Raw genomic sequence first — 19,212 nt, forward strand, 5'->3', positions numbered from 1 at the left:
CCCGGGGGTGCCTCAGACACCGTCGTCCGGCGCCGCAGTCCCGAACAACCCTGCCAGGCGGGCCCGGTAGAGCGCGGCGACGGTGAAGCCGTCGGTGATCCGCCCGTCGGTCACCATCTCCTCCGCCTCGGCCGGCGTCACCGTGATCGCCCGGTGGATCGCCTCACCCCGCTCGACCGGGCCGATGCCGTCCACGTGTGCCGCGTACAGGGCGACCTTGTGGCCGAGCAGCCCGGTGTCGGGGTGCAGTTCCCCCAGCGGGATCACCTCTGTCGGCGTGGCCGCGATCTCCTCCCGCAGCTCCCGGGTGACGTTCTCGGTGGGCGTCGCGCCGGGGGCCCCGAAGCCGCGTACCACCTCCCAGTGCCGGCTCCGGGTGGCGTGCCGGTGGTGCTCGATCAGAACGACCTCCTTCTCGGGACCGAGCAGCGGCAGGACCACCACGCCGGGAGAGGAGGCCGGGGGCGGCAGGATGCGGTCGTACAGGCCGAGGCGGCCGTCGGGGAAGCGCACCGGGTCGCGCAGGTACCACAGGTAGCGGTCGGCCGACAGCACACCCGCCGGGACCGGTCGCAGTACGGCCCGCAGCCGCGCCCACAGGGCCCCGAACGGGCCGCCGCGACCGCTCTGTCCGGCGGTGGTCACCTGGCGGCGGGCCTCGCGGATCAGCGCCGGGTCCGTGAGGATCCGGACCCCTTCGGGATCGTCGCGGAACCACTCCGGGACGTTCCGGCGCAGTGCCTCGTAACGGTTCATCGGGGCCTCGGCAGGCTGGGCACAGGAGTACTCCCGCTCATCGGTCCGTCAGTAGTCGGGCAGGTCTTCGTTGTCCTGGGTGGTCGTCGAGGCCGTGCCCGTGGGTACCGGGCCCGCCGTGTCCCGGTAGCCGGGCAGGCGCCGCACCAGTTCGTGGAACTGCGCCCATTCTCGTTCACTCGCCAGGCGTACGGAGGCGATCTCGCGGGCGAACCTCTGTTCCTGCCGTCCGGCGATGTGGTTGCGCAGCACCAGTTGCACCGAGCCGGTCAGCGAGCCGCTCACCGTCAGTGGCAGGACCGTACCGGCGACCTCCCAGATGTCGTTGCCGCTGACGGCGGTGAACACGGCCGCGCCCACCGTGACGACGACCTCGACCACCGGGCGCCAGGGGGCCGGCCGGGCCTGCCGGCGCTCCCGCGCGAGCCGGACGATCTCCGCGTTGAGCCGGACGTAGGAGTCGAAGACCTGCCCGACGCCGTCGTGGAAGGTCTCCGGCGCGGCGGTCAGCGCGCCGAACGCCTTGATGTAGGAGTTCCAGGCGGGGGTCTGCCGCAGCCGCCAGATGTCGTGCAGGGTCAGGTCGTTCACCGCCTGGGGCGTCAGGTGGTCCTGTACGACGGCGAAGGTCTGCTGGCGCAGGAACGTCAGCAGGCGCTCCGGGTCCTGGACGACACCGACGGTCGAGGACGTGGCCTCGCGGGCCTCCTGGAGCACCACGCGCCGCAGGCTGCCGACCGGTGTGAGGGGGTAACGCCCCAGGGCGTCGGCCAGGTTCACGTTGTAGATGAGGTCCAGGAGCTGCTTTATCTCCGCCGCGAAGGGCTTGGCGCGGTCGTACCTGCCCTCCGCCACGTTCGTGCCCGGGACGGTCACGAACTCCTCGTACAGGGTGTTGCGCACCACCGGTTGCCGGCGCACGCTCAGGCCGTTGCTGAACGCGACCACCTCGCCGAGCCGTTCGCCGAACCGGTCCGTGTCCTCGCGGGCCACGCCGACCTGCGCGGCGAGGATGTCGATGTCCTTCGCCGTGAGTCCCTGGACCTTCTCGGTGAACGGCTGGTAGAGCCGTATCCGGGTGCGGTTCAGGTTCTCCTGGTCGCCGGCGGAGTCGTCCCAGGACATGCGCACACAGCGCACCCGGTCGCCCGCGGGCATGCCCGCCAGCGTCTCCTGCCAGGCGGTGAACCCCCCGCGCCGCAGGTGGAGGTGGGCCGGCGGGTCCTCGGCCGGATGGCGTTCCCGCAGCAGGAACGGGACGATCGCGCCCGAGGCGAGCAGCTTGCGGTGCGCCGCGCGGGCCTCCCCCTCCTCGGCGAGGTCCTGGCTGATCGCGTCGTTGTTGTAGAAGTAGGCGCGGTTGATCACGACCTGGCTGGCGTTGATGAGGCTGCGGAAGTACTCGGCCCGCACCTCCCGCACGCGTCGGCGGTCGACCTGGTCCAGGGACTCACCCCGCTCGATCATCTCCCGGGTGAGCTGCGCGGGGACCCACTGGTTGTCGAGCGACTGGGCGATCACGGCCCCCGGGTCCAGCTGCTCGGGCTGGATCGGCGACATCAGGCTGTCACTGCGGTCGTCGTCAGTCATCTCCTGCTCTCGAAGCTCTCGTGTCCTGGCCGGCTCATCAGGGGTACACCGCCGGACCGCGCATCGTAGAACAAACGCCTTTTCCGTCAGGGAACATGACGCGAAATCAGCCCTGGGCCGGGAACGGCACCGCGCAGGGATGAGGCAGGGTCGTCCAGATGTCCCCCGCCTGGTCGGGTGACAGACGCATCAGCGTCAACGCCTTCGCCGGAAGCGGGTCCTCGCGCAGGGGCGCCAGGTCCGGGCCGGGCGGCAGATCGGGCAGGGCGGCCCGCAGCGCGGCGCCCAGCGCGGGGGCCGAGCCGGCCGTGCCCGCCAGTGCCCCCGCCACCAGCGAGCCGAACAGTTTGCGGCGCAGGGTGGTGTCCTCGTCGGTGATCAGGCGGCCCGTGAGCGGGGGCGGGGTGATGCCGTGACGGGTCAGACGGGCCGGGCTGATCCGGATGTCGGCCAGGTCGCGGTAGACCAGGCGCAGCGGGGTGCCGTCGGCCGACAGCACGACCAGCAGGTTCTGGCCGTGCGCCTCCAGGGCCACGCCGAGCTCCAGCAGCCGCAGGCCCACCGTGAGCGCCAGCCGGGTGAACGCGGCCAGCCAGGCGGGGGAGCCCGGCAGGGACGTGGTGGCGAGCGCGGCCACCGGCAGGACGCGTTCACCCGGGCCGGCGTACACCTCCGGCGACTCCCGCAGCAGCGCGGCCAAGTCGGGGGAGTGGGCCGTGACCGCCCCCAGCGTGCGGGTGATGTGCAGCAGGCCGTCCGTGCGCGCCGCCAGGTCCTCGGCGAACGCCGACAGCGGCGCCGCGGCCCGCACCGAGTACACCGAGATGTCCCGCACCGACGACGTCAGCCGGGCGCTCAGCGCGGTCTTCACGTGCGGGCCGCCGGGCACCGCCAGCGTGCGCAGGGACATCAGCGGGCGGGCGGGGCGCCAGGCGTCGTACGGCCGCCGCAGCACGTGCGCCGCCTGCCAGGGGTGGACCGGCACCAGGATCCGGTCGCCGTCGCGGAGCTCGGCCGGCCAGTCGCCGGACACCAGGCACCCGTCGGCCGGCACCGGCACCGTCCCCAGCTCCACCACCGGCCCGTGCTCGGGGGCGTACGCCAGCTGGTCCGCCACCGAGAAGCCCGGCCGGGAACGGCAGTTGGGGTGGTACGGGTGCCCGTCGACCACCCGCTGCTCCCACTCCCAGTCCTTCCCGCCGCCGTCCACCGGCCACTCCTCCGGGTGACCGGCGCCGGCCCGGGACAGCGCCAGCGAGGCCACGCTGTGCGCCAGCTCCGCGGCGAACGCGGACGCGTGCGGCACCCCGAGCGCGGTCATCAGCCGCGCCGGATCGTCGTACCGCTCCCGGTCCAGGCGTACGGCGGTGACGTACGCGCTCGTGGCGTACGGATCGGCGTGCGGCCCGTGCAGGGTCCGCCCGTCGGCCAGGCGCAGGGCGAGACCGTCCGCCCCGGGCACCCGGCCGGACCGCCACGGCAGCGGCTCATGGGCCAGCGCCCGCCACAACCGGGTCAGCACGGCCGCGCGGGCACCGGGCAGCTCCGCCCGGTACCGGGGCAGCAGTGCGGGCCGGACGGCGGCCAGCTCCTCGGCGATCTCGGTCTCGGCGGTCGGAGGACGGTGCACGATCGGCTCCTCGGGTACACGGGGCACGGCACGATTGTCCGGGACGGCAGCCATACTGATCGTCACCGGCTCCCGCACGGCGCACCCGGCGCGCCCCGGGGAAGACCGCGGGCCCCCTGGACGAAGAACGAATGGATCGCGTGGACCTCACACCCCCCGACGGCGCCGTCGGCCGCCGCGCCGACGCGTACGCGACCGCGCCCCTGCTCAACTGCCTGCTGCGGGAGGTCGCCGAACCCCTGCCGGACGCCGGGGACCGCAGCGTCCACCGGCTGCCGGACGGCCGGCTGCTACGGGTGCGCCCCGGGCGGCGCCCCGCCGACCCCGAGCTGTACACGGCCGGGACCTGGCACCGCGTCGGCCACTCGGAGCTGGTCAAACTGGTCGCCGAGGAGCTGCGCCGGCACACCGGGCTGCCCGGCGGCGACCTGCCCGCCGAGATGATCGACAGCCGGGACGCGATCGCCGCCCTGCTCACCGCCCGCGCCCGGGCCACGGCGCCCGAGGACCCGTACCTGCGCTCCGAGCAGTCCCTGCTCACCGGCCACCCCCACCACCCGGCCCCCAAGGCGCGCGGCGGCGGCCCGGTCGCGTCCTGGCTGCCGTACGCCCCCGAGGCGCACGCCCGGTTCCCGCTGACGCTGCTCGGCGTCCGCGAGGACCAGGTGGCCGAGGAGGGCGACACCCGGGCCCTGGACGCCCTCGGCACCGCCCCGCCCGGCTACCGGCTGCTGCCCGCCCATCCCTGGCAGCTCGACCTCGTCGCCCGCGATCTCGCGCCCGCCTTCGCCGACGGCCGGCTGCTGCGGCTGGGCACGACCCCGTTCGACACCTGGCCCACGGCCGCCGTCCGCACGGTGTACGAGCCGCGCCGCGACCTGTTCCTGAAGTTCAGCCTGGACGTCCGCATCACCAACGACATCCGCCGGCTGTGGCGCCACGACCTGCGCAAGCTGCGCCGCACCGACACCGCCGCCCGGCACGCCTTCGCGGCGATGGGCCCGCCCGCGGCCTGGCTCAGCGACCGCGGCTACCGCACCGCCGCGTTCGCCTTCGAGGAGCTGGCCGTCCTGGTCCGCGACGGGCTGCGCGGGCACCTGCTGCCGGGCGCCACCCCGCTGCTAGCGGCGGGCCTCGCCGAGGGCTTCGACGGCAGCCCGCTCGCCGCCGCCACCGACCCGGCCGCCTGGTGGGAGGCGTACCTGCGGCAGGTCGTGCCGCCCGCCCTGACCGCGTTCGACGACCACGGGGTGGTCCTGGAGGCCCACCTGCAGAACACGCTCGTCGCCGTGGACGCGGCCGGCACGCCCGTGCAGGCCCTGTTCCGGGACGCGGAGGGCGCCAAGCTGCTGCCGGACGTCACCCGGGCCGCCGGCTGGGAGCGACTGGTGTACTGCCTGGTCGTCAACCACCTCACCGAGATCGCCGGCGCCCTCACCGACCACCACCCCGGCCTCGACCCCTGGCCCGCCGCCCGCCGGGAACTCGCCCGCCACGACCTCCCCGAGATCCCCGCGCTGCTCACCGCCCCCACCCTGCCGGGCAAGACCAACCTGCTCCTGCGCTGGACGGCCGCGGACGGCGCGGACGCCCGCTATCTGCCGCTGCCGAACCCGCTGGCCGGTGCCTGACCTGCCGTAGTCTGGCCGGTGTGCTGCGCGACGTGACTGCTGTTCGATACGTGACCCCGCTCCACTCCGGCGGCTCCGTGCCCGGAGTCGTGGAGGCCGACGACGACGGCACCTACGTCGTGAAGTTCACCGGTTCCGCGCAGGGGCACAAGGCGCTGGTCGCCGAGATCATCGTCGGTGAACTCGCCCGCGCGCTCGGCCTGCGCTTCCCCGAGCTGGTCCTCGTGCACTTCGACCCGGCCATCGCCGCCGGGGAGGAACACCAGGAGGTGCGCGAGCTGCACAGCGCCAGCGCGGGCGTCAACCTCGGCATGGACTATCTGCCGGGCGCCCGGGACTTCACCCCGGAGATCGCCCGGACGTTCCCGGTGGACCCGCAGGAGGCCGGCCGGATCGTCTGGCTGGACGCGCTGACCGTGAACGTCGACCGTACGGTCCACAGCTCCAACCTGATGGTCTGGCCCACGCTCGGGACCGCGCCCGCTCGCCTGTGGCTCATCGACCACGGCGCCGCCCTCGTCTTCCACCACCGCTGGGACACCACGGCCCCGGGCCGGCGGTACGACTTCCGGCACCACGCCCTCGGCCACTACGGCCCCGACGTGCGCGCCGCCGACGCCGAACTGGCGCCCCGGGTGACCGAGGAGCTGCTGCGCGCGATCGTCGCCGAGGTGCCGGACGCCTGGCTCGCCGAGGACGCCGGGTTCGCCACGCCCGACGACGTCCGGGACGCCTACGTCGGCTACCTCCTGGACCGGGTGCGGCTCTCCCCGGAGTGGCTGCCCACCGACTTCCCGAGCCGCGAGGAGCTGGCCGCCGAGGAGGCCGCCCGCGCGCGGAAGACACAGGCGGGCCGGCCGGACTGGCTGAAGCGGGTGCCCGACCTGCACGGCAAGCCGGCGGCGGAACAGGACTGGTCGGTGCACCTCGGATGACCCGCCGAGTGGCCCCGGGACGTCCCCCGGGGTCACTCGGACGGGGCTGGCCTCAGCCGCGCAGCTGCCGGTACGCCGGCAGGGTGAGGAAGTCGGCGTAGTCCTCGTCGAGGGCCACCCGCAGCAGCAGGTCGTGCGCCTCCTGCCAGTGCCCGGCGGCGAAGGCCTCCTCGCCGATCTCCTTGCGGACGGCGTCGAGTTCCTCGGCGGCGACCTTGCGGGCCAGTTCCGGTGTGGCGCGCTCGCCGTTCTCGAACTCGACGCCGGCGTTGATCCACTGCCAGATCTGCGAGCGGGAGATCTCGGCGGTGGCCGCGTCCTCCATCAGGTTGAAGATGGCGACCGCGCCGAGCCCGCGCAGCCAGGCCTCGATGTACCGGATGCCGACCTGGACGGCGTTGACCAGCCCGGCGTACGTCGGCTTCGCGTCGAGCGAGTCGATCGCGATCAGGTCGGCCGCCTCGACGTGGACGTCCTCGCGGAGGCGGTCCTTCTGGTTCGGCTTGTCGCCGAGGACCTTGTCGAAGGATTCCATGGCGATCGGGACCAGGTCGGGGTGGGCGACCCAGGAGCCGTCGAAACCGTCGTTCGCCTCGCGGTCCTTGTCGGCGCGGACCTTCTCGAAGGCGACCTTGTTGACCTCGGGGTCCTTGCGGGACGGGATGAAGGCTGCCATGCCGCCGATGGCGTGCGCGCCGCGCTTGTGGCAGGTGCGGACGAGGAGTTCGGTGTACGCCCGCATGAACGGGGCGGTCATCGTCACCGCGTTGCGGTCCGGGAGGACGAACCTGGGGCCGCCGTCACGGAAGTTCTTCACGATGGAGAACAGGTAGTCCCAGCGGCCGGCGTTCAGCCCGGAGGCGTGGTCACGCAGTTCGTAGAGGATCTCCTCCATCTCGTACGCGGCCGTGATGGTCTCGATCAGCACGGTGGCGCGGACGGTGCCCTGCGGGACGCCGACGTGGTCCTGCGCGAACACGAACACGTCGTTCCACAGGCGGGCTTCGAGGTGCGACTCGGTCTTCGGCAGGTAGAAGTACGGGCCCTTGCCGAGGTCGAGCAGCCGCCGCGCGTTGTGGAAGAAGTACAGGCCGAAGTCGACGAGGGCGCCGGGGACGGCACGGCCGTCGGCGTCGGCCAGGTGCCGCTCGTCCAGGTGCCAGCCGCGCGGGCGCATGACGACGGTCGCCAGCTCCTCGTCCGGCCGCAGGGCGTACGACTTCCCGCTGCGCTCGTCGGTGAAGTCGATGTTCCGGGTGTAGGCGTCGATCAGGTTGAGCTGGCCGAGGACGACGTTCTCCCAGGTGGGGGCAGAGGCGTCCTCGAAGTCGGCGAGCCAGACCTTCGCGCCCGAGTTGAGCGCGTTGATGGTCATCTTGCGGTCGGTGGGGCCGGTGATCTCGACGCGCCGGTCGTTCAGCGCGGCCGGGGCCGGGGCGACCTTCCAGGAGTCGTCCGCGCGGATCGCGGCCGTCTCCGGCAGGAAGTCGAGCGTGGAGGTGCGGGCGATCTCGGCGCGGCGCTCGGCCCGGCGGGCCAGGAGTTCGTCACGGCGCGGGGTGAACCGCCGGTGCAGCTCCGCCACGAAGGCGAGCGCCGCGTCCGTGAGGACCTCCTCCTGCCGGGGCAGGGGCTCGGCGTCGACGATGGCCAGCGGGGACGGCGCTGGTGCGGACATGAGCTGTCACTTCCTTCAGCGGTGGCACCTCGTGCCAAGGGGCACGAACAGGACGGTGAGCGCCGACTGTGCGGACAGGCGCTTCTGATCAGTGGATAGTAGTTTCCTCATCGTGGAAGTTCAATGGTTTGTTGATGTCGAGATTCTCCGGGTCGAGGCATGGTGGCGCCCCGTGCCACCCCGGTCACCGCAGGCGGCTCAGGTCGGCCTCCGTGTCGATGTCGTACGGCTCGGCGACGTCCGCGCACTCCACGAGCCGGATCTCCCCCTCGTGCGCCTTCAGATAGGCCCGCGCCCCGCGGTCCCCGGTGGCCGTCCCGGCGATGCCCGCCCAGTGCGCCGCACCGAACAGCACCGGATGCCCGCGTACCCCCGCGTAGGCGGCCGAGGCCAGGGACGTCTCGTCCTCGCAGGCGCCGAGCACCCGGGCCGTCGCGGCCGGCCCGATGCCGGGCTGGTCGACCAGGCTCACCAGGGCCGCGCGGACGCCCGTACCGGCGAGGGAGGCCAGCCCCGCGCGCAGCGAGGAGCCCATGCCCGCCGCCCAGTCCGGGTTGTCCACCAGCACACAGCCGTCGAGCCGGGCGCGCTGCCGGACCTCGTCCGCGGCGGCGCCCAGCACCACGTGGATCCGCTCGCACCCGGCCGCGCGCAACACCCCGACCGCGTGCTCGACCAGGGGCCGGCCCCGGTGCGGAAGCAGTGCCTTGGGGCGCCCGCCGAGCCGTCTGCCGCCGCCGGCGGCGAGCAGCAGCCCCGCGACACCCCCCTGGAGATCCTGGTTGTCCGTCATGGGTCCTGCATACCCGACGGCCGTGGATTCGGCCGGTTTTCCGGCGCCGCTTCCGTTGGGCTGAAATTCGGTCCGCGCTGTGGCGCTCCCGCACGGGGTGGCGTTTACTGGCCCGCGCACGACGGCGTGTCAGGGGGGAGGGCTGTGTTGCGGAGCTTGGGGCAGAGGCCGGTGACCGGCAGCGACGAGGACCCTAGGGTGGCGGAACTGCGGACCGCGGTGTCCCGTCTGCGCCGCGAACTCGCCGCGCTGCCCGCGGACTTCCCCGACCGGGTGATAGCGGAGGACGAACTCGCGGCGCTGGCCGCGATGGCCGCCGGCGGCCTGCCGGAGATCCCGCGCCTGCGCAGCTCCCTGTTGCTGGTCGCCGGCGCCATCGGTTCGGTGAGCGCGCTGGCCCGGGGGCTGTCCCAGGTGCGCGACGCGGTGGACCTGTTCGGCGAACCGCCCCGTGACCGGGCCCCGCGACGCCGGGCGGATCCGGACGCCGGGGCCTGACCGTCCGCTAGGGCCGCTCGTCGCCCCGGCAGCCCGCCGCCGACGGCATGTCCCGGCAGACCTGGTCCTGGTGGGACTGCGCGGCGGCCCCGCCGAAGACGATGAGGCACACCAGGGTGGCCATGACGGCCTGGGTGGCCACCGTGACGACGGCACCGGCCCGCGCGGCGATCAGGCCCGCCACGAGGGCGAGGACGCCGACTCCGCCGGCCGCGGCCAGGTAGTTCCACAAGGGGTCGGTCGTGGCGGTCTCGGCCGTGTCGAAAGTCCACCCGGACAACGCCCACAGCCCGAAGATCACCACCAGGGCGACCAGCTCCAGGAACACCAGCCCGCACCCGGCTCCGACATCGGCCCCCCGGTCGGCGCGGCGGTGGGGTCCGGGACCGTCGGTGGCGTCGAAGGCGGGCGGGGCGACGGGGAGGTCCATACCGCCACCCTGCCCGGGCGGGCGGAGGGGGCGCATGAGCACGGGTACTCAGCCGGGGGCGAGCCGGGACGCAGATGCGATGCCCGGTGCCCCCGCCGCCGGGGCGTGCCCGGGAGGTCCGGCACCGGTCGGCGGCGGCAGGCGGTGCCGGACGTCGTGCAGGGCGTCCTCTGAAGCGGCCGCGGGCTCGCCGTGGCCGGGCGAGCCGGACGGACCCGAGTGCCCGTCGCCCTCGAAGCGGACGCCCCGGCCTCCCTGGACACAGGCATCAGCTCTCGGCGTCGCAGGGGGCAGCTCCGGAGGTCGTGCGGATCGGCCCCCGAGGTCGTGCTGATCGGCTCCCGAGGTCGCGCGGGCCAGCCCCCGACGCCGTACGGGGCAGCCCTGGCCGTCGGGGTGGGCGACGGCCTCCTCGCGGTGGCGGCACTCGACGTACCGGCGCCGTACCCCCGTCAGCCCTGGTTCTGGCTGACCAGTGCGGCCGACAGTTCGTCGGCGATCTGCTGGAGCACGGGCACGATCTTCTCCGTGGCCGCTTCGGTGACCCGTCCCGCCGGTCCGGAGATGGAGATGGCGGCCGCCGTGGGGGAGTCCGGCACGGACACCGCGAGGCACCGCACCCCGACCTCCTGCTCGTTGTCGTCCACGGCGTAGCCCAGCCGCCGCACCTCCTCCAGCGCCGCCAGGAACCCCTCCGGCGTGGTGATGGTCTTCTCCGTGGCGGCCGGCATGCCCGTCCGGGCCAGCAGCGCCCGCACCTCGTCGTCCGGCACCCCGGCCAGCAGCGCCTTGCCCACGCCGGTCGAGTGCGGCAGCACCCGCCGGCCGACCTCGGTGAACATCCGCATCGAGTGCTTCGAGGGCACCTGGGCCACGTACACGATCTCGTCCCCGTCGAGCAGCGCCATGTTCGCCGTCTCGCCGGTCTCCTCCACCAGCCGGGCCAGGTACGGCCGCGCCCAGGTGCCGAGCAGCCGGGAGGCGGACTCGCCGAGGCGGATCAGCCGGGGCCCGAGGGCGTAGCGCCGGTTGGCCTGCTGACGGACGTAACCGCAGGCGACCAGCGTGCGCATCAGCCGGTGGATGGTCGGCAGCGGCAGCCCGCTCGCCGCGGACAGCTCGCTCAGCCCCACCTCGCCGCCCGCGTCCGCCATCCGCTCAAGCAGGTCGAAGGCGCGCTCCAGGGACTGCACCCCGCCGGCGGCGGAGGGCTTGGCGGAGTCGGTGGTGCTGGCGCTGGACGTCGGCACGGCGCGTTCCTTTCGGGACTGGCGGGGAGAGCAGAAGCCTACCCGGCAGTCGGTTGACTCCCTGCTTGTACGTAGCTACGTTCTGCTTGCTGGAATTCTAATTCCGCTTTGTGGAAACGTCCAGACCTGATGGCGCTTCGATGCCGCCCAGAAGTGTGCCTCTTGACGGCGGGGGAGCGGGAGTGAAGACTCCTTCAACAGAACGTTGAAGTCCGTTACGTGGGTGTAAATCCCGTTTCCTGGACGTAAAACGGCGGTAGAGAGAGGGGTTCGGGTGTCCGACGCTGAACTGGTGCTGCGCTCCACGCGCGTGATCACTCCGGAAGGGACACGGGCCGCCACCGTCACCGTGTCCGCCGGGACGATCACGGCCGTCCTGCCGTACGACGCCGAGGTCCCGGCCGCCGCCCGCCTGGAGGACGTCGGCGACCACGTCCTGCTGCCCGGCCTGGTCGACACCCACGTGCACGTCAACGACCCCGGCCGCACCGAGTGGGAGGGCTTCTGGACCGCCACCCGCGCGGCGGCGGCCGGTGGCATCACCACCCTGATCGACATGCCGCTCAACTCCCTGCCACCGACCACCACGGTCGAGCACCTGCGCATCAAGCAGGACGTCGCCCGGGACAAGGCACACATCGACGTCGGCTTCTGGGGCGGTGCCCTGCCCGACAACCTCAAGGACCTGCGCCCGCTGCACGACGCCGGCGTCTTCGGCTTCAAGGCATTCCTGTCCCCGTCCGGCGTGGACGAGTTCCCGCACCTCGACCAGGAGCGGCTCGCTCAGTGCCTGGCCGAGATCGCCGGGTTCGACGGGCTGCTCATCGTGCACGCCGAGGACCCGCACCACCTGGCCGCGGCCCCGCAGCAGGGCGGCCCCAGGTACGCCGACTTCCTCGCCTCCCGCCCGCGCGACGCCGAGGACACCGCCATCGCGAACCTCATCGCACAGGCCCGGCGCCTGAACGCGCGCGTGCACGTACTGCACCTGTCCTCCAGCGACGCCCTGCCACTGATCCGCGCCGCCCGTGCCGAGGGCGTCCGCATCACCGTGGAGACCTGCCCGCACTACCTCACCCTGACCGCCGAGGAGGTCCCGGACGGCGCCAGCGAGTTCAAGTGCTGCCCGCCCATCCGCGAGGCCGCCAACCAGGACCTGCTCTGGGAGGCGCTCGCCGACGGCACCATCGACTGCGTGGTCACCGACCACTCGCCGTCCACCGCCGACCTGAAGAGGGACGACTTCGCCACCGCGTGGGGCGGCATCTCCGGCCTCCAGCTCAGCCTGTCCGCCGTCTGGACCGAGGCCCGCGAGCGCGGCCACGGCCTGGAGGACGTCGTGCGCTGGATGTCCACGCGGACCGCCGGCCTGGTCGGCCTCGGCGCCTCCAAGGGCGCCATCGCCCCGGGCCACGACGCCGACTTCGCCGTCCTCGCCCCCGACGAGACCTTCACCGTCGACCCGGCCGGCCTCCAGCACCGCAACCCGGTCACCGCCTACGCCGGCCGGACCCTGTACGGCGTCGTCCAGTCCACCTGGCTGCGCGGCGAACGCATCGTCGCCGACGGCGAGTTCACCGCGCCGCGGGGCACGCTGCTCGCCCGCCCCCAGTGACCCACCACCGCAACCGCACCCGGCCGACCCGCAGAGAGGACCCACTGATCACCGTGACGGCGACTGAGAGCTTCACCGGCGACGCGAACCCCTACGGAGGCGGCGACCCGTACGCGGACTACCGCACCGCCGACTTCCCCTTCACCCGGTACGCCAACCTCGCCGACCGGCGGCTCGGCGCCGGTGTCATCGCCGCCAACGACGAGTTCTTCGCCCAGCGGGAGAACCTGCTGGTGCCCGAGCGGGCCGAGTTCGACCCCGAGCACTTCGGGCACAAGGGCAAGATCATGGACGGCTGGGAGACCCGCCGCCGGCGCGGCGCCTCAGCCGAGCACCCGTGGCCGACCGCCGAGGACCACGACTGGGCGCTGGTCCGCCTCGGCGCGCCCGGTGTGATCCGCGGGATCGTCGTCGACACCGCCCACTTCCGCGGCAACTACCCGCAGGCCGTCTCGGTCGAGGCCGCGTCCGTACCCGGCTCGCCGTCCCCGGAGGAGCTGCTGGGCGACGACGTGAAGTGGACGACGATCGTCCCGCGCACCGCCGTCGGCGGCCACGCGGCGAACGGCTTCGCCGTCTCCGTCGAGCAGCGCTTCACGCACCTGCGGGTCAACCAGCACCCCGACGGGGGCATCGCCCGCCTGCGCGTGTACGGCGAGGTGGTCCCCGATCCCGAGTGGCTGGCGGTCCTCGGCACCTTCGACGTGGTCGCCCTGGAGAACGGCGGCCGGGTCGAGGACGCCTCCGACCTGTTCTACTCCCCGGCCACCAACACCATCCAGCCGGGCCGCTCCCGCAAGATGGACGACGGCTGGGAGACCCGCCGGCGCCGCGACCAGGGCAACGACTGGATCCGCTACCGGCTCGTCGCCCGGTCCCAGATCCGCGCGATCGAGATCGACACGGCTTACCTGAAGGGCAACAGCGCCGGCTGGGCCTCGGTGTCCGTGAAGGACGGGGAGGACGGCGAGTGGCGGGAGATCCTGCCCCGCACCCGCCTCCAGCCGGACACCGACCACCGCTTCGTCCTGCCCGAGCCGGCGGTCGGCACCCACGCGCGGATCGACATATTCCCCGACGGCGGCATCTCCCGCCTGCGCCTGTTCGGCTCCCTGACCGAGCAGGGCGCGAGCGGCCTCGCCGCCCGCCACCAGGAACTGGGCGGCTGATCCCCGCGCTGACGCCCTTCCCACGCGCGTGTGCGCGCCGATGCCCGTCCACGCGCGTGGGACGTCCCGGCCGGACAGCACCGGGGTCTCCCGCGCGTCACCCGCGCGGACCCCTGTTCCGGGCTGCCGGAACTCTTCCCTCCTCCCTTCGCGTTCTCCCCACGTGACCCTTAAGCAAGAGATCGTCGGCAACGCCATGCAGATGGCGGTCGTCAACCTGCACCCCGGCCAGACCGTGTACTGCGAGGCCGGGAAGTTCCTGTTCAAGACCACGAACGTGACCATGGAGACGCGGCTGTCCGGCCCGTCCGGCAGCGGCGGCCAGCAGCAGGGCGGCTCGGGCGGCGGCATGGGCGGTCTGCTCCGCCAGGCCATGGGCACCGCCATGCAGGTCGGCCAGCGCATGCTCGCCGGTGAGTCGCTGGCCTTCCAGTACTTCACCGCCCAGGGCGGCGAGGGCACGGTCGGCTTCGCGGGCGTGCTGCCCGGCGAGATGCGCGCCCTGGAGCTGGACGGCACGCGCGCGTGGTTCGCCGAGAAGGACGCCTTCGTGGCCGCCGAGTCCACCGTCGACTTCGGCATCGCCTTCGCCGGCGGCCGCACCGGCATGAGCGGCGGCGAGGGCTTCGTCCTGGAGAAGTTCACCGGACACGGAACGGTGATCATCGCGGGCGCGGGCAACTTCATCGACCTGAACCCGGCGGACTTCGGCGGCCGCATCGAGGTCGACACCGGCTGTGTGGTCGCCTTCGAGGAGGGCATCCAGTACGGCGTCCAGCGCGTCGGCGGCCTCAACCGCCAGGGCCTGATGAACGCCGTGTTCGGCGGCGAGGGCCTGTCCCTGGCCACGCTGGAGGGCAACGGCCGGGTGATCCTCCAGTCCCTCACCATCGAGAGCCTCGCCAACGCCCTGAAGAAGGCCCAGGGCGGCGACAAGCAGGGCCCGACCGGCGGACTGTTCTCCACGCACGCCGGCTGAGCCGGGTTCTGCCCGGGCCGGCGGCCGGACCGGTGAGTCACGGCCCGGGGACACGCGGCCGGACCGATGAGTCGCGGGTGGGCGCGGGGTCTGACCTGTCGACCGCAGACCCCGCACCCGGAAGAAGGCACCCGCCATGGGCAAGCTCGTCTCCACGATCTTCGTCACCCTCGACGGCGTCCACCAGGCACCCGGCGGCCCTCAGGAGGACACCACCGGCGGCTTCGACCAGGGCGGCTGGAGCTTCCCGCTCGCCGACGACGACTCCGGCAGGTACATCACCGAGGTCTTCGCCCGCGCGGCCGGCTTCCTGCTCGGCCGCCGTACGTACGACATCTTCGCCTCCTACTGGCCGAAGGTGACCGACCCCGCCCACCCGATCGCCGGCAAGCTCAACGCGCTCCCGAAGTACGTCGTCTCCGCCACCCTCCAGGCACCCGGCTGGGCCGGCACCACCGTCGTCTCCGGCGACCTCGCCAAGGAGGTCACCGCGCTGAAGGAGCGCACGGACGGCGAACTCCAGATCCACGGCAGCGGCGCCCTGGTCCGCTCGCTGCTGGACCTCCGGCTCGTCGACACCCTGCACCTGCTGACGTTCCCGGTCGTCCTCGGCGCCGGCCGCCGCCTGTTCACGGAAGGCACGCTCCCCACCCGCTTCACCCACCGCTCCGGCCATGTCACCGGCTCGGGCATCTCCATCCAGACGTACGACCTGGCGGGCAGCCCGGAGTACGGCACGTACGACCTCCCCGAGGAGGCCGGTTCCGAGCCGGCCTGACCCGGGGAACAGCCGGGCCGAAGGGCCTGGCCGAAGATCGTCCGCGTCGGTACGGTGAGCGCGTCCCGTGCGAGCCGCCGTTGTCTCCGCACCCCTTTTCCGGAGACCGGGAGAGCCGCACCGATGTCCTCGCTCGCCGTGCCCGCCGCGCTCGCGCCCCGCCGGGCCTGGCACACCGACCTGCCCCTGCTGCTCGTCGCGGTCTGCTGGGGCGCCAGCTACCTCGCGGCGAAGGAGATCACCACTCCCCGGACGGTGCTCGCCGTCCTGGTGCTGCGGTTCGCCCTCGCGCTTCCCGCCCTGGCCCTCGCCGGCCGCCGCGCCCTGCGCGCGCTCACCGGCGCCCAGTGGCGCGGCGCGGCCCTGCTCGGGCTGGTCCTCGCCGGGGTCTTCCTGCTGGAGACGTACGGGGTGGTGCACCCGTGCACGTCCTGGCCATGTCCCGGATCAGGGCCGTACAGGACGCCGGCGCGCTGCCGCTGACGACGGTCCAGCTCGGCTCCGCCGTCGTCGTCTTCGCCCTGCTGTCGGCCGCCGGGGGCGGACCGGCGCCGTGGACCGCGGCGACGGACTTCGGCGCGCGGGAGTGGGCGGGGCTGCTGTTCCTGTCGGCCCTGTGCACGGTGTTCGCCTTCTTCGTGCAGATGTGGGCCGTACGCCGCACCTCTCCCTCGCGGGTCGGTCTGCTGCTCGGCACCGAGCCGCTGTGGGCCGCCGGCGCCGGTATCGCGCTGGGCGGCGACCGGCTCGGCGCGCTCGGCCTGGTGGGCGGCGCGCTGGTGCTCGCCGGGACGGCGTGGGGGCGCCGGGCGAGAGGCTGATCCGAGCGCGGGGGGATGGCGCACGTCGGTCGTGCGGCTCGAAAGACTGACCGATTCCCTGGTCTGTGACCTGCCGCACATCCTCCGGAGGTCGATCGAAACGTTTGAGTCTCGCTGCCCGATTGCCTACCTTTGCAGTACGAAACTGTTTCGGACCGATGGCGGCGGGGACACGGTCGTCCTGCCGGCGCTGACGCACAACCGAGCAATCCGAGCACCATCAGGGAGTCCCATCGTGGAAGTCATCCCGGTCGCCACCGTCCAGGCCGGGCCGTCCGGCCACACCCATGCCCCGCCGAAGCACCGCTGGTGGGCGCTGGCCGTGATCGGCCTCGCCCAGCTCATGGTCGTGCTCGACGCCACGATCGTGAACATCGCGCTGCCCTCCGCCCAGCAGGACCTGGGCTTCGACAACAACGGGCGGCAGTGGATCGTCACCGCCTACTCCCTGGCGTTCGGCAGCCTGCTGCTGCTCGGCGGCCGGCTCGCCGACCTCTTCGGCCGCAAGACGACCTTCATCATCGGCATCGTCGGCTTCGCCGCCGCCTCCGCGGTCGGCGGCGCCGCGAACGGCTTCACCATGCTGGTCGTCGCGCGCGCCGTGCAGGGGCTGTTCGGCGCCCTGCTCGCGCCGGCTGCGCTGTCCCTGCTGACCACGACGTTCACCGAACCCAAGGAACGCGCCAAGGCGTTCGGCATATTCGGCGCCATCGCTGGCTCCGGTGCCGCCGTCGGCCTGGTCCTCGGCGGCCTGCTCACCGAGTACCTCAACTGGCGCTGGACGCTGTACGTCAACGACGTCATCGCGATTCCCGCGCTGATCGGCGCGGTCGTCCTCATCGGCCGTTCCGTCCCGGCCGAGCGGCCCAAGCTGGACATCCTCGGCGCCGTCCTGGTCTCCGGCGGTCTGTTCGGTGTCGTCTACGGCTTCGCCAACGCCGAGACGCACGACTGGGACAACTGGATGACCTGGGGCTTCCTCGCCGCGGGCGGTCTGCTGCTGGTGGCGTTCTTCCTCTGGCAGGCCCGTGCGAAGCACCCCGTCCTGCCCCTGCGCGTCCTGGCCGACCGGGACCGCGCCGCCGCCCTGTCGACCGTGCTCATCTCCTCCGCCGGGATGTTCGGCGTCTTCCTCTTCCTCACCTACTACCTCCAGTCGACGTTGGGCTACTCGCCGGTCAAGAACGGCGTGGCCTTCCTGCCGATGGTCGGCGCGCTGATGGTGATGGCACAGCTCTCCACCAACTGGCTGGTGCCGAGGATCGGGCCCAAGATCGTCGTACCCGTCGGCATGCTGCTGGCCGTGGGCGGCATGGTCTGGCTGACCCGCCTCGACCTGCACAGCAGCTACGCGCCGCACGTGCTGCCGCCGCTGCTGCTGCTGGGCGCCGGCCTCGGCATGTCGATGCCCGCGGCCATGAGCTACGCCACCCTCGGGGTGCGGGCGAGTGACCAGGGCGTGGCCTCGGCGGCCGTCAACACCACCCAGCAGGTGGGCGGCTCGATCAGCACCGCGCTGCTGAACACGCTGGCCACCAGCGCGGCCACCGACTACGCGAAGCACCACCTGACCGACCCCCTGGTCAAGGCCGACGCGGCGCTGCACAGCTACACCGTCGCCTACTGGTGGTCGGCCGGCTTCTTCGCCTTCGCCGTGCTCGTCACCGTGCTGCTGTTCCGCGCCAGGACGAGGGCGAGCCTGCCCGCACAGGACGCCGGGGGGCGGGTCCGGTCCGAGACCACCCCTGCCGCCGGGGCCGAACCCGGCGCCGTGGCCCCGGCCGCCGCAGAGACCGTGCCCGGGACCGCCGGGCGGACCGCCACCGCCACCCTCCCGGCCGTCGGTGCGGGCGGTGCGGCGGCCATCCGTGGACAGGTGCGGGACGGTGCGGGCGCACCCGTGCCCGGTACCGCGATCACCGTGCTGGACGCGACGGGTCACCAGCTCGCCCGCACCACCTCCGGGCAGGACGGCTGGTACGCGGTGGACATTCCCGAGCGCGGCAGCCTGGTCCTCATCGGCTCGGCGTCCGGGTACCAGCCGCAGGTCGCCACGCTGACCCTGGACGGCACGCCCGTCTCCCACGACCTCGTGGTGCTGCCCAGCCCGGGTGGCGTGGCCGGCACGGTGCGCGGCGGGGACGGGGAGGTGCTTCCCGGCGCCCTGGTGGTGGCCACCGACCGGCACGGTGACGTGACGGCTTCCGCGACCACCGGTACGGGCGGCGGCTACCGGATCGGCGACCTGCTGCCCGGCGACTACACGCTCAGCGTCAGCGCGCCCGGTCACCGCCCGGCCGCCGTGCCGGCCACCGTCTCCGCCGAGACCACCCGCTGCGACATCCGGCTGTCCACCGCGGCGACCCTGTGGGGGACGGTGCACACCCAGGACGGACGACCGCTGGAGGACGCCCGGGTGACCCTGATCGACGCCGCCGGGAACGTCGTCGGGACGCGCACCACGAGCGTCGACGGCGGCTACTCCTTCACCGACCTCGCCAGTGAGCAGTACACCGTGATCGCCGCCGGGTACGCGCCGGTGGCCACGCAGGTCACCGTGGACGGCAGCCGGGCCGGAGTCGACATCCTGCTCAGCCACAAGGAGGCGTAGTCCCGACGGTCGCACGGACGGGGTCCGCGCGACCGTGCCGGCCGCTCC

At 73.2% G+C, this 19,212-nt stretch carries 15 protein-coding genes and 1 pseudogene; 9 read left to right on the plus strand and 7 right to left on the minus strand.

The window, feature by feature from the left end:
• Window positions 1–12 precede the first annotated feature (12 nt).
• The 3 genes from C3492_RS12090 to C3492_RS12100 all read right to left on the minus strand — a co-directional run bounded on the left by C3492_RS12090 (window position 13) and on the right by C3492_RS12100 (window position 3,976).
• Window positions 13–756 carry an NUDIX hydrolase gene (locus C3492_RS12090; RefSeq protein WP_103811742.1) on the minus strand — a complete coding sequence of 248 codons (744 nt, stop codon included), beginning with the start codon at window positions 754–756 and terminating at the stop codon, window positions 13–15.
• 48 nt (window positions 757–804) lie between these two features.
• The gene (locus C3492_RS12095) at window positions 805–2,346 is read right to left on the minus strand and encodes a hypothetical protein (RefSeq protein WP_103811743.1); all 1,542 of its coding nucleotides are present in this window, start codon (window positions 2,344–2,346) and stop codon (window positions 805–807) included.
• Window positions 2,347–2,452: 106 nt separating this feature from the next.
• A complete protein-coding gene (locus C3492_RS12100) occupies window positions 2,453–3,976 on the minus strand; it encodes an IucA/IucC family protein (protein ID WP_103811744.1) in 1,524 nt (507 codons plus the stop codon).
• A 131-nt stretch (window positions 3,977–4,107) separates the two neighbouring features.
• On the opposite strand from C3492_RS12100, the gene C3492_RS12105 reads away from it, so the two are divergent.
• Window positions 4,108–5,607 carry an IucA/IucC family protein gene (locus tag C3492_RS12105; protein ID WP_103811745.1) on the plus strand — a complete coding sequence of 500 codons (1,500 nt, stop codon included), beginning with the start codon at window positions 4,108–4,110 and terminating at the stop codon, window positions 5,605–5,607.
• Between the two features lie 20 nt (window positions 5,608–5,627).
• Window positions 5,628–6,542 (plus strand): HipA family kinase, encoded by a 915-nt coding sequence (locus C3492_RS12110; protein WP_103811746.1) that lies wholly within the window; start codon window positions 5,628–5,630, stop codon window positions 6,540–6,542.
• A 52-nt stretch (window positions 6,543–6,594) separates the two neighbouring features.
• Here C3492_RS12110 and aceB read toward each other — a convergent pair whose 3' ends face one another.
• The gene (gene aceB, locus C3492_RS12115) at window positions 6,595–8,220 is read right to left on the minus strand and encodes a malate synthase A (protein WP_103811747.1); all 1,626 of its coding nucleotides are present in this window, start codon (window positions 8,218–8,220) and stop codon (window positions 6,595–6,597) included.
• A gap of 184 nt (window positions 8,221–8,404) precedes the next feature.
• Window positions 8,405–9,013 (minus strand): NTP transferase domain-containing protein, encoded by a 609-nt coding sequence (locus C3492_RS12120; protein WP_103811748.1) that lies wholly within the window; start codon window positions 9,011–9,013, stop codon window positions 8,405–8,407.
• Window positions 9,014–9,157: 144 nt separating this feature from the next.
• Between C3492_RS12120 and C3492_RS12125 the strand changes: the two genes are divergently transcribed.
• The gene (locus tag C3492_RS12125) at window positions 9,158–9,511 is read left to right on the plus strand and encodes a DUF5955 family protein (protein ID WP_103811749.1); all 354 of its coding nucleotides are present in this window, start codon (window positions 9,158–9,160) and stop codon (window positions 9,509–9,511) included.
• Window positions 9,512–9,518: 7 nt separating this feature from the next.
• Here C3492_RS12125 and C3492_RS12130 read toward each other — a convergent pair whose 3' ends face one another.
• Together C3492_RS12130 and C3492_RS12135 are read right to left on the minus strand one after the other, a co-directional pair.
• A complete protein-coding gene (locus C3492_RS12130; protein ID WP_103811750.1) occupies window positions 9,519–9,941 on the minus strand; it encodes a DUF6234 family protein in 423 nt (140 codons plus the stop codon).
• 452 nt (window positions 9,942–10,393) lie between these two features.
• Window positions 10,394–11,191 carry an IclR family transcriptional regulator gene (locus C3492_RS12135; RefSeq protein ID WP_103811751.1) on the minus strand — a complete coding sequence of 266 codons (798 nt, stop codon included), beginning with the start codon at window positions 11,189–11,191 and terminating at the stop codon, window positions 10,394–10,396.
• 274 nt (window positions 11,192–11,465) lie between these two features.
• Here C3492_RS12135 and allB point away from each other — a divergent pair, with 274 nt between their 5' ends.
• The 6 genes and pseudogenes from allB (at window position 11,466) to C3492_RS12165 (ending at window position 19,164) form a co-directional block, all read left to right on the plus strand.
• The gene (gene allB / locus C3492_RS12140; protein WP_103811752.1) at window positions 11,466–12,806 is read left to right on the plus strand and encodes an allantoinase AllB; all 1,341 of its coding nucleotides are present in this window, start codon (window positions 11,466–11,468) and stop codon (window positions 12,804–12,806) included.
• Between the two features lie 53 nt (window positions 12,807–12,859).
• The gene (gene alc, locus C3492_RS12145) at window positions 12,860–13,975 is read left to right on the plus strand and encodes an allantoicase (RefSeq protein ID WP_103811798.1); all 1,116 of its coding nucleotides are present in this window, start codon (window positions 12,860–12,862) and stop codon (window positions 13,973–13,975) included.
• Window positions 13,976–14,138: 163 nt separating this feature from the next.
• Window positions 14,139–14,954: an AIM24 family protein gene (locus C3492_RS12150; RefSeq protein ID WP_103811753.1), complete on the plus strand. Its 816-nt coding sequence runs from the start codon at window positions 14,139–14,141 to the stop codon at window positions 14,952–14,954.
• A 136-nt stretch (window positions 14,955–15,090) separates the two neighbouring features.
• Entirely contained in the window at window positions 15,091–15,732 is a 642-nt protein-coding gene (locus tag C3492_RS12155) for a dihydrofolate reductase family protein (RefSeq protein WP_103811754.1), read from the plus strand.
• Window positions 15,733–15,855: 123 nt separating this feature from the next.
• Window positions 15,856–16,553 (plus strand): annotated as a pseudogene (locus C3492_RS12160) (EamA family transporter).
• Window positions 16,554–16,788: 235 nt separating this feature from the next.
• Window positions 16,789–19,164 carry an MFS transporter gene (locus tag C3492_RS12165; RefSeq protein WP_103811755.1) on the plus strand — a complete coding sequence of 792 codons (2,376 nt, stop codon included), beginning with the start codon at window positions 16,789–16,791 and terminating at the stop codon, window positions 19,162–19,164.
• The last annotated feature ends 48 nt before the right edge of the window (window positions 19,165–19,212 follow it).

Source organism: Streptomyces sp. Ru62, from assembly GCF_002920615.1.
GTDB lineage: Bacteria > Actinomycetota > Actinomycetes > Streptomycetales > Streptomycetaceae > Streptomyces.

Bases quoted from the DNA above. Each gene is read 5' to 3' on its own strand.
- C3492_RS12090 (WP_103811742.1), bottom strand. From the start codon at position 756: ATGAACCGTTACGAGGCACTGCGCCGGAACGTCCCGGAGTGGTTCCGC.
- C3492_RS12095 (WP_103811743.1), bottom strand. From the start codon at position 2,346: ATGACTGACGACGACCGCAGTGACAGCCTGATGTCGCCGATCCAGCCC.
- C3492_RS12105 (WP_103811745.1), top strand. From the start codon at position 4,108: ATGGATCGCGTGGACCTCACACCCCCCGACGGCGCCGTCGGCCGCCGC.
- aceB (WP_103811747.1), bottom strand. From the start codon at position 8,220: ATGTCCGCACCAGCGCCGTCCCCGCTGGCCATCGTCGACGCCGAGCCC.
- C3492_RS12120 (WP_103811748.1), bottom strand. From the start codon at position 9,013: ATGACGGACAACCAGGATCTCCAGGGGGGTGTCGCGGGGCTGCTGCTC.
- C3492_RS12130 (WP_103811750.1), bottom strand. From the start codon at position 9,941: ATGGACCTCCCCGTCGCCCCGCCCGCCTTCGACGCCACCGACGGTCCC.
- C3492_RS12155 (WP_103811754.1), top strand. From the start codon at position 15,091: ATGGGCAAGCTCGTCTCCACGATCTTCGTCACCCTCGACGGCGTCCAC.